The sequence below is a fragment of the Paenibacillus sp. A14 genome (assembly GCF_036864815.1).
Classification (GTDB): Bacteria; Bacillota; Bacilli; order Paenibacillales; family Paenibacillaceae; genus Fontibacillus; species Fontibacillus sanfengchensis.
Genome location: NZ_JBAGJD010000002.1, coordinates 793388 through 804101 on the forward strand (window position 1 = coordinate 793388; position 10714 = coordinate 804101).

General features: G+C 54.0%; 6 protein-coding genes and 1 rRNA gene. 6 read left to right on the forward strand and 1 reads right to left on the reverse strand.

Annotated elements, in window-relative coordinates; genetic code table 11:
• Nucleotides 1-112 precede the first annotated feature (112 nt).
• The 3 genes from V4U88_RS07925 to V4U88_RS07935 all read left to right on the forward strand — a co-directional run bounded on the left by V4U88_RS07925 (nucleotide 113) and on the right by V4U88_RS07935 (nucleotide 5252).
• Complete coding sequence (locus tag V4U88_RS07925) at nucleotides 113-1957, forward strand: heparinase II/III family protein (protein WP_334072713.1); 1845 nt, start codon at nucleotides 113-115, stop codon at nucleotides 1955-1957.
• A gap of 15 nt (nucleotides 1958-1972) precedes the next feature.
• Entirely contained in the window at nucleotides 1973-3124 is a 1152-nt protein-coding gene (locus tag V4U88_RS07930) for a glycoside hydrolase family 88 protein (RefSeq protein WP_334072714.1), read from the forward strand.
• A gap of 253 nt (nucleotides 3125-3377) precedes the next feature.
• Nucleotides 3378-5252 (forward strand): DUF2264 domain-containing protein, encoded by a 1875-nt coding sequence (locus V4U88_RS07935; protein ID WP_334072715.1) that lies wholly within the window; start codon nucleotides 3378-3380, stop codon nucleotides 5250-5252.
• A 74-nt stretch (nucleotides 5253-5326) separates the two neighbouring features.
• Here V4U88_RS07935 and V4U88_RS07940 read toward each other — a convergent pair whose 3' ends face one another.
• Nucleotides 5327-6109 (reverse strand): YheC/YheD family protein, encoded by a 783-nt coding sequence (locus tag V4U88_RS07940; protein WP_334072716.1) that lies wholly within the window; start codon nucleotides 6107-6109, stop codon nucleotides 5327-5329.
• A 340-nt stretch (nucleotides 6110-6449) separates the two neighbouring features.
• Here V4U88_RS07940 and gyrA point away from each other — a divergent pair, with 340 nt between their 5' ends.
• The 3 genes from gyrA to V4U88_RS07955 form a co-directional block, all read left to right on the forward strand.
• Complete coding sequence (gene gyrA / locus V4U88_RS07945; RefSeq protein WP_334072717.1) at nucleotides 6450-8960, forward strand: DNA gyrase subunit A; 2511 nt, start codon at nucleotides 6450-6452, stop codon at nucleotides 8958-8960.
• Nucleotides 8961-9141: 181 nt separating this feature from the next.
• Nucleotides 9142-10242, forward strand: a complete 1101-nt coding sequence (locus V4U88_RS07950) for an HD-GYP domain-containing protein (RefSeq protein ID WP_334072718.1) — start codon at nucleotides 9142-9144, stop codon at nucleotides 10240-10242.
• A gap of 284 nt (nucleotides 10243-10526) precedes the next feature.
• Nucleotides 10527-10714: ribosomal RNA gene (locus tag V4U88_RS07955) — 16S ribosomal RNA — on the forward strand; the annotation flags it as partial.

Sequence of the window (10714 nt, forward strand, 5' to 3'; positions counted from 1 at the left end):
TCTGCGAGTGGTCAAGACGTTTAAGAGCTATGCGGGATGCCGCCTGCCGTGTATCGGGGATAATATCCCGCCGGCCCTGGCCTTTTTTCGGGAGAAGGAGGTTGGATAGGAGATGGACGATTTGAACAGGAGGAAAATCCGGGAGATCGTGAATCGTATGGCACCCGCCGATCTGGAGCTTTACTATGCTTGGGGGGATGCGGCGGGATTTTGGCGGAATGTGCGCGAGCATGAGGCTTACCGGTCCAATCTGGAGGAGATCAGATCCGAAGGGGAACGGTTATTGAAGGAGGAGTTGCCCGAGCTGGGTTATGCGCTGTTTTCAATCTTTCGGGCAACCGGATCGCGGTTGGAGTATGAACGGGTTTATTTTGAGCGGAGAAGAAGACTGAACACCTTTACTTTGCTCTGTTTGCTGGAACCTGATTCCAAGCTGTACGCATCGCATCTCCATGAAACCATCTGGTCGATTTGCAGGGAGTATACCTGGTGTCTGCCAGCTCATTTGGGAGTGGACGACGATCCTGTGCAATCCATTGACTTATTTTCGGCTGAAACCGCATTCACACTTGCCGAAATATCCCTGCTCTTGGGAGAGAGGCTGCCGCAGCGCCTGAGGTGTCTGATCGAAAGTGAAGTGAACCGGCGGATATTGAGGCCGTTTCTGGTCTGCGGGCCATTTTTTTGGGAAACGGCGTCCCACAATTGGTCCGCGGTTTGCGCAGGATCGATCGGGGCAACGGGTTTGTTGCTGGAACAGAGCCCGGAAGCGCTTACGGATTTGCTCCTCCGGGTTCAGGCAAGCCTGGAGTGGTATTTGCGGGGGTTCGGTGGGGATGGGGCCTGTCTCGAAGGACTCGGTTACTGGAATTACGGATTTGGCTACTTTGTTTATTATGCGGACCTGCTGCGCTCACGCACAGACGGCGAGTTGGATTGGTTCACTCGGGGGAAAGTTCGGCAAATCGCGTTATTCCAGCAAAAATGCTATTTGGGGGGGAGGGCGGTCGCCAATTTTTCCGATTCTCTGCCTACCCATCCCGTTCATGTGGGGCTTTCCCACAAGTTGGCGGAGTTTTATCCCGAATTTGAACTCCCGCCCGCGGACATGCGCGCCGACTACCGTGACGACCATTGCAGCCGATGGGCCCCGGCGCTGCGGAATCTGATCTGGCGCAATCCCGCCGTTTTTGAGGGCAAACGTGAGTGGGGCACTGCCGCCTGCTTTTTGCCCGATGCGCAGTGGCTCATTTCCCGCTACCGGAGTGTGGCGGGAATGTTCGGGTTTGCCGCCAAGGGCGGGCATAACGGCGAGCCGCACAACCACAACGACCTCGGCCATTTTATGCTGCTGGCCGACGGAATGGCGTTAGTGGCGGACTTGGGTTGCGGCGAGTACACGGCCGACTATTTCGGGGCCGGCCGGTACGAATACGCCTGCAATGGGTCCCAGGGCCATGCGGTACCTGTGATTGACGGACACGGGCAGGAAGCGGGCGAGGACCGGGCTGCAGCGGTGCTGGAGGATTCCACAGGGGAAACGGCGGATTTGCTGCGGCTGGAGCTCGCCGGGGCCTATCCGCCTGCTGTCGCTCCGAAGTCATATATCCGCTCCTTTGTTTGGCACAAATCGGAGCTGCCGGTGCTAAAGCTGGAGGATGTGTTCCGCTTCTTCAAGCCGCCGGGCTCGCTAAGTGAGCGGGTCGTCACCTTGGCTCCGCCGGTAATCGATCAGGTGCAGGGCGTGATCATCTTGTCGCCTGCGAAAGAAGGGGCGGAGGCGGCTTACGCACGCAGGTTGCGGATAAAATACGACCCCTCCGTTCTGAAGGCTTCTGTGGAGGAGCAAAGTTATCGGGACCATTTTGGTCGGGATAGGGTCTGGTATGCGCTTGATTTTCACGTGGAACATTTGCTGGATGAGATCCAAGTCATTTTATGGTTCGAATTTATGTAAATTAGAACGAGCGGAATGAAAGGGGAGCGGATAACTTTGACGGAAAGCTTAGCGTGGGTGGAAGAAGCCTGGAGTCAGGCGCTGAAGAAGACGAGTTACAACCTCCGGCGTATAGGGGCGAGGTTTCCGCATGCCAGTCAAGGAGGAAAATATGATCTGGCGGAGCCGGCCTGGTGGACGGCCGGGTTTTGGCCCGGGATGCTGTGGCTGCTGTATAACGATAGCGGAGATGAATCCCTGAGGGCGATGGCCGAGCAATGTGAAGCCCAACTGGACGGAGTGTTGGACGGATTTGTCCGCCTGGACCATGACATCGGTTTTATGTGGACGCTGACTAGCGTGGCTTCCTTTAAGCTGCTCGGCAGCGAGGCGTCGAAGCTTCGAGCCCTGAAGGCGGCTAATTATTTGGCTGCCCGGTTCAATCTGAAAGGCCGGTATATCCGCGCCTGGAATCCCTGGTATGCAGGAAACGACAACGCCGGTTGGGCGATCATCGACTGCTGCATGAATATGCCGCTGTTGTTCTGGGCTTCGGAAATCACGGGGGATCCCCGGTTCCGGCATATTGCCGAAGCGCATATGGATACCGTCCTGGAGCATTTTCTCCGCCCCGACGGCTCGGTTTACCATATTATCCGGTTCGATCCGCTGACCGGGGAGCGGGTGGAAGGCATCGGCGGACAAGGCTACGCGCCGGAATCGGCCTGGTCCCGGGGAACCGCCTGGGCGATCTACGGGCTCACGCTGGCCTACCACCACACCGGCAAACCGGATTACCTGCATGCGGCCAAACGGGTTGCGCATTTCTTCCTGGCCCAGCTTCCGGAGGATCATGTGCCTCCTTGGGATTTCCGGGCCCCGGCGGAATTGAGGATCTACCGGGACTCCTCCGCCGGAGCCTGTGCGGCCAGCGGCTTGCTGTTGCTGGCGGAGAAGGCAAATGAGATGGAAGGACCGACTTACCGCCAGTCGGCGGAACGTATCCTCAAATCGTTGTACCAAAACTACGAAACCTGGGGCGATCCGGGGGAGGAAGGGCTCCTTCTGCACGGAACCAGCAACTACCCGGAGGGGAAAAACATCGATGTTCCGCTGATCTACGGCGACTTTTTCTATGTGGAGGGATTGGCCCGCTTGAAGGGGAAAGGGCCGTTTTATTGGGAGTAGAACCGCCGGGCCAGGGCGACCCCAATAATGGGAATTGTTCCTGTTAATGGGTTGCCTATGCGGCAGCAGAAGCGAATTAGCTGGAAAACCTCCCGTTAATTCGTTTGAAAAAACGTATTCCGCCGGTTTGGCCGCGAAATAGATGGAGTTTTTCCAGCTAAATTGGATAGGAGGGGTAAGGGCGTAAAATTAGTGGGAGGTTTTCCCGTTAATAAGTGGTTTAGCGTGACCAACGAGGGGAGGAGCAAAAAACATGAGTCAGCAGAAGCACGCCCAAGCGCTGCTGCGAAACCCGCTGCGAACAAAGCGGGACCTTCAAGCGGCCCTAAAAGAGCTTACTGCGCCGCTACGTCCGCATTACAGCGAGGGAAAAGCCCGGTTAAGGCTTGGCGCGGCCGGAGCCGGCTTCGACGCCGCTATCGCCGAGATTGAGGGGTTTTCCCGCGTGCTGTGGGGAATGGTGCCGCTGCTCGCCGGCGGCGGAGAGGACGATCTGTGGGAGGTCGTGCTTGAGGGGATTCGCCACGGTACGGACCCTGCACATCCGGAATATTGGGGCGAGGTGGCCGACTATGATCAGCGGCTCGTGGAAATGGCGGCGTTCGGGTTTGCGCTGGCGCTGATTCCGGACCGGATTTGGGGGCCACTGAACGAGCGAGAACGCAAGCATTTGCAGGAATGGTTGGGCCAAATCAACCGGCACCCTTGCTACGATTGCAACTGGTTGTTTTTTAATGTGCTGGTGAATTTGGGGCTTCACAAGGCAGGACTCCCGTACGATCAAGACCAGTTGAAGGCCAACCTGGACCGAATCGATTCGTTCTATTTGGCGGACGGCTGGTACAGCGACGGGCCCGGGGCGCACTGTGACTACTATGTCCCCTTCGCCATTCATTTCTATGGCCTGCTTTATGCCGTGCTGATGAAGGGGGAGGACCCGAAGCGAGCGGCCCTGATCCGGGAACGGGCAGGTCGGTTCGCGGCCGACTTCCTCTACTGGTTTGCACCGGATGGCGCTTCCCTTCCTTACGGGCGCAGCCTGACTTACCGGTTCTCGCACTCGGCCTTCTGGGGGGCCATGGTTTACGCGGAAATGGAAGATCTGCCCTACGGGGTCCTGAAAGGGCTCATTTTGCGGCATTTCCGCTGGTGGTTCCGCCAGCCGATGCTCGACGCGGAGGGGCTGCTGACCGTGGGGTACGCTTATCCGAACCTGGTGATGGCGGAAAACTACAACTCGCCGGGCTCCCCTTACTGGGCATTGAAGGCGTTTCTGCCGCTGGCCTTGCCGGACGATCACCCGTTCTGGCAGGCTGAGGAGATGCCTCTTCCGGCGGGGCCGCCCGTGTCGGTGCAAAAGCCTCCGCACCTGGTCATTTGCCGCCGGGAGGAGTCCGGACATGTCGCCGCTTTTAACAGCGGAAATCTGACGACGAACGAGCACACCCATACTTCGGCAAAATATGAGAAGTTCGTCTACTCCACAGCGTTTGGATTCAGTGTTCCGCGGGCGGAATGGGGCTTGTCCCAAGGGGCTTTCGACTCGATGCTTGCGCTCAGCGAAGGCGACAATCTGTATCGGGTCCGACGCCGGAATGAGGAGACCCGAATCGATGGACACCTCCTCTATGCCCGATGGGTACCTTGGCGCGACGTCGAAATACAAACCTGGATTGTTGCCGGATTACCCTGGCATATCCGGATACATCGCGTAGACACGGCCCGCGAACTGGACGCCGCCGAGGGCGGCTATGCCCTGGGATTGTCCCCGCAAACGGAGCGGTTCGAAAGGGCAGCCGGCTCGGCCGTCCGATCGGTCCACGGAGGCGTCGGCATTCAATCCCTGTTCGGTTATGACCGGGCGGAACTTGTCTACCCGAACGCGAACACGAATATTCTCCATCCGCGGACGGTAATCCCAACGGTGCGTGCCCGTCTTTCGGCCGGGGTGCATTGGCTGGCGGCCGCCGTATATGGCGAACCGGGACCCGGAGCGGACTTCGGCCGCAAAAACGCTGATTGGGGCCTGAACGAAGCCCTGGTCCGGCTCGGCGTGAAGCTGCAGGAAACCGCGATTCAAGTGACGGGGCTGGATGGACAAATTACCGTCATAGAGATGGGAAAATAGCAGCGAGCGAAGCGAAAACAAGGCGGCTTCCGTGTACAGGTGAGGGGATCCTGCCTGCGGAAAACCGCCTTTGTTTATTTTTTCAGACGGCCATAGGCGACCGCATAACGGCGAATTCTTTTGTAAATGTCCTTGTCGGGGAGAAATTTAAAGGGGAAGAGGGCGGGAAGGGTGTTCACCTCCAAAATCCAGATTTGATGCTGTTCGTCGATGGCGATATCGAGGCCGATTTCCCTCAGATTAGGGAATTTCCGCGCCAGTTGACGGGCTGCTCTGGTGCCGAGTGTCTTCATCTCTTTGTATATTTTTGCGAATTCTTTGGGTTCGAGATAAGGGCTCAGCAGATCGTCGATCGTCATTACCATGCCGCCGCCATGGTAATTTGTGATGATTTTTTGCTGCGCGGCGACGCGCCCGATGAAACCGGTCGTTTCCCAGCTTTTTTGCGGCGTCTTCTGAACGAGCGCGCGGATATCAAATTTTCGGCGTCGGTATGTCAACAAATGAATCCCTTTTTGAATGAGATATACCTTCCTGCCGATCCGCTGAGCCAGGACGTTGTGCAGTTCCTCCAAGGTGGGGTAGAGCTCGATTTGAATGCCATACCGGAGTTTATACTGCGTGACCTGCTCTTGCTGTTCGGGTAGGAGTTCGTCGGTCCAAGGCTCGATGCTCATGACACCGTTGCCGTAAGTGCCGCGGTCCGGTTTCACATAAACTAGACTATGGGCCTCTATCATTTCCTTCAGATTCTCCAGGCTGTATTTGCGCGTGTCGGGGATAAAAGGCCGGATGGTATCCTTTTGTCTCAAAATCACCGTCTTCTCCCATTTGCTGGCGATGCGCTGAATAGCCAACTTAGCATCCTTCCTTTCTAAAACCCCGGCTGGAACCACTTCAGGCATGAAAAACATAGGACAGAAGAGAAAAACAATGATATAATTATAAGATATGGGGATTTTATAAGTTTTTTGACCATTTTTTTGAACAACCACTCTAAATGCCTATATTCTTAGTGTATGAACTATAAGGGCAATGGGAATGGACACATCCCCATTTATAGTGTCTATACCACATGGAATCTCTGGCCGGCACGTTTAATCGGGCATGTTTTGTGCAAGTAATATAATGATTCGGGGCAGGATGAGAACATTCCATTACCATAGGCACTTGGATAGAATTTGAAGGAGGTCCAGCATGGCGGAAGAAAAATTTTCGCAAATTATAGACCGGGATATTAATGTGGAAATGCGCGAATCCTTTATGGATTATGCCATGAGCATTATCGTCAGCCGTGCTTTGCCGGATGTAAGGGATGGTCTGAAGCCGGTTCACCGGCGTATTCTGTACGCCATGAATGAGCTTGGCATGCATCCCGATAAGCCATTCAAGAAATCAGCGAGAATCGTCGGTGAAGTTATCGGTAAGTATCACCCGCACGGTGACTCCGCGGTTTATGAAACGATGGTGCGGATGGCCCAGGATTTTTCCATGCGTTATATGCTGGTCGATGGCCACGGCAACTTCGGGTCGGTCGACGGGGATATGGCAGCCGCAATGCGATATACGGAGGCGCGGTTGTCCAAAATCGCTATGGAAATGCTGCGCGATATCAATAAAGAGACAATTGATTTCATGCCTAACTATGACGGTGAGGAGCAGGAGCCGGTCGTGCTGCCTGCACGTTTTCCGAACCTGTTGGTCAACGGGGTATCGGGGATCGCCGTAGGGATGGCTACGAACATTCCGCCGCATAATTTGGGTGAGGTTATAGATGGGGTACAGGCGCTGATCGCCAATCCGGATATCGATTCTCTGGATCTCATGGAATATATCAAAGGCCCGGATTTTCCGACTGCCGGGTATATCATGGGCCGGACGGGAATACGTCAAGCTTATACGACGGGGCGAGGCTCCATCACGATGCGGGCCAAAACCACCATCGAAGAACACAACAACAAGGCGAGAATCATTGTAGAAGAGCTTCCGTATCAGGTGAATAAGGCCCGGTTGGTTGAAAAAATAGCCGAGTTGGTTCGCGAGAAGAAGATCGACGGCATCACCGACCTGCGGGATGAATCGGACCGTAACGGGATGCGTGTCGTGATTGAACTGCGTCGGGATGTCAATCCGAACATCGTGTTGAACAATCTGTTCAAGCACACGGCTTTGCAAAGTACGTTCGGCATCAATATGCTGGCGATCGTGAACAATGAGCCTAAGATTTTAACCTTGAAGGAAGTCCTTAGCTATTATTTGCAGCATCAGGTTGAAGTTATTCGCCGCCGGACGGAATTCGAGCTGAGGAAAGCGGAAGCCCGCGCCCACATCCTCGAAGGCTTGCGCATCGCTCTCGACCATCTGGACGAGGTTATCGCGCTGATTCGCTCTTCCCAAACGGCAGAAATCGCCCGCACCGGGTTGATGGAACGTTTCGGGCTCAGCCAGGAGCAGGCCCAGGCGATTCTGGACATGCGTCTGCAGCGGTTGACCGGTTTGGAACGCGAGAAGATCGAGAGCGAGTATCAGGAGCTTCTGCAAAAGATTGCGGAATACCGCGAGATTTTGGCCAACGAATCCCTCGTTCTGCAGATCATCAGCGACGAGCTTCAGGAAATCCGCGAACGTTTTGCCGATGAACGGCGCACCGAGTTGCTGGTCGGGGAAGAAAGTATCCTGGATGAAGACTTGATTCCGCAGGAAGAGGTCGTCATCACGATCACGCATACCGGATATATCAAGCGTCTGCCGCTCACGACCTACCGCAGCCAAAAACGCGGAGGACGGGGCGTTGTCGGGATGGATACGAAGAACGATGATTTTGTGGAGCATTTGTTCGTTACGAACTCGCACCACTATCTGATGTTCTTCACCGACCGGGGGAAAGCGTATCGCCTGAAGGCTTACGAAATCCCTGAACTCGGCCGGACCGCGCGGGGGACTCCGATTATCAATCTGATCCAGATTGAGCAGGGGGAGACGGTCAACGCGGTTATTCCGGTGGAGCGCTTTGATGAGGACAGGTATTTGTTCTTCGCCACCCGTCAAGGGGTTGTGAAGAAGACGCCGATCGAAGACTACATCAATATCCGCAAGGGCGGATTGATTGCCGTGCATCTTCGCGAGGACGATACCCTGATCGACGTGAAGCTGACGGACGGCAATCAGGAGGTCATTATGGGGACGGCTCAAGGAATGTCGATCCGCTTCCCTGAGAGCGACGTCCGCTCGATGGGTAGAGCCGCAACCGGCGTAAAGGGGATTACGCTCGATGAGGATGATCATCTGATCGGAATGGACGTCATCGTTCCGGATCAGGATGTTCTGATCGTGACGACCAACGGTTACGGGAAGCGTACGCCTACGTCGGAATACCGGATCCAAAGCCGGGGCGGTAAAGGGATCAAGACGATCAATGTGACGGAGAAGAACGGTCCTGTCGTTGGTCTCAAAGTGGTCAAGGACGACGAAGATCTGATGATCATTACCGCCAGCGGTACCCTGATTCGGACGAGCATGTCGGGGATCTCCACGATGGGGCGGAACACGCAAGGGGTCAAGCTGATCAACATCCGCGAAGACGATGCCGTGGCTACTGTCTGCCGCTCGGATAAGACCGAAGAAGAACCGGAGGAAGAAACGCCAATTGAAGGTGGGGAGTCCCTGGCGGACGCTCAACCGAATGACGTTTCCGATTCGGAGGAATAAGACCAGGTTTATAAAAACCGGACTTCCTTAGGGAGGCCCGGTTTTTTGTCATTCTTTTTTTTGCCGCGGAAAAAGGATTGTTGGGCTTCAAGTCTCGTAATATAATGGCGGTATATAGTGCTTTTTACCCTAAATAGGGACCAGACCTACATATTTGGAAGATTTAAGGAGAGAGCGAATTATGGCCAGCGTGCCTGTAATGGATCTGAAACCCGGTTTGAAAATCATTGAGAATGTGCACACTCCGATCGGTGGACTGTTATTGCATAAAGGAAAAGTACTTCTGCCTAGAGATTTGGATATTTTGCGTGCATTCATGGTTCAGCTTGTTGAAATTGAGGACGGGCAAGTAAAAGGGCGCGAGGAAATGACGGAGGTTTCCGATACAGCCAAATCGGGGCGTGCGGACCATACATCATCCCTTATTGAAAGTGAACCGGTTGCGGCCGACCAACTCCATAAAGAGTATGACCGGATGCTTTATCTGACCAAGAGCGCCTTCCAATCGGTCCTGGCCTCGGAACTGCCGATTTATGAGCTCCGTCATCAAATGGAGGCCTTGATCAAGCAGTTGAAATTCTATAACGTGCTTACCTACACGCCGCGCAATGTGAACGAATACGACTACCTGTACCATAACGCGATTTTGTCGGCACTTACGTCCTATACGATTGCCAGATGGCACGAGCTTCCGCAAAAAGACTGGATGCAAGTAGCCTTCGCCGGTCTTCTTCATGACATCGGGAATACGAAAATCGATCCGGCGATCCTCTATAAACCGAATTCGCTTACCGCAGAGGAAGCGGAGGAAATGCGGATGCATACGACGTATGGATATCAGCAGCTTCGTAAGACGTCGGCCATTAATGAAGGTGTCCGCCTTACGGCTCTTCAGCACCATGAGAAAATGGACGGTTCCGGCTACCCCTTCCGGCTTACCGGAGATAAGATCCATATTTATGCCAAAATCGTGGCCGTGGCCGATATTTTTCATGCTATGACCTTAAACCGGAGATACCGCAAAGCCCAGTCTCCTTACTTGGTTCTGGAGCAGATCAAATCGGAAGCCTTTGGTAAATTAGATCCGGGTGTGGTCCAGACTTTCGTCGACAAAGTGACGCAGTTCCATCATGGAACACGGGTCCGGCTTAGTGATGACAGCATTGGGGAAATCGTTTTTTCCGACCGGCAGCATCCAACCCGTCCCATGGTTTCCGTACATGGAGAAATCGTCAATCTCGTACAAGCGAGACATCTGCATATCGAGGAAGTTCTTTCCTAGGGTTGCTTTTCGGGTTGGTTATGAGGTATAGTAATATTCGCTGCTGCGGAAGGCAGATGTAAGATTTGAATCATAGAAAATAAATAAAAGCTTAGTTTCTAAAAAAAACTCTTGCAAAATTCCGCAGTTAGTGATATATTATAAGAGTTGCTGCTGATAACGCGGTAACGAGTTAGAAACGAAGTTGATCTTTGAAAACTGAACAACGAGTGAGTATTAAAATGAGAATTAGTTTTCTCGTCAGATTCAAAATGAGCTATCAGCTTATTCAATAAGTTTCAACTTTATTGGAGAGTTTGATCCTGGCTCAGGACGAACGCTGGCGGCGTGCCTAATACATGCAAGTCGAGCGGACTTGATGGAGTGCTTGCACTTCTGATGGTTAGCGGCGGACGGGTGAGTAACACGTAGGCAACCTGCCCGTAAGACTGGGATAACTACCGGAAACGGTAGCTAATACCGGATAATTTAT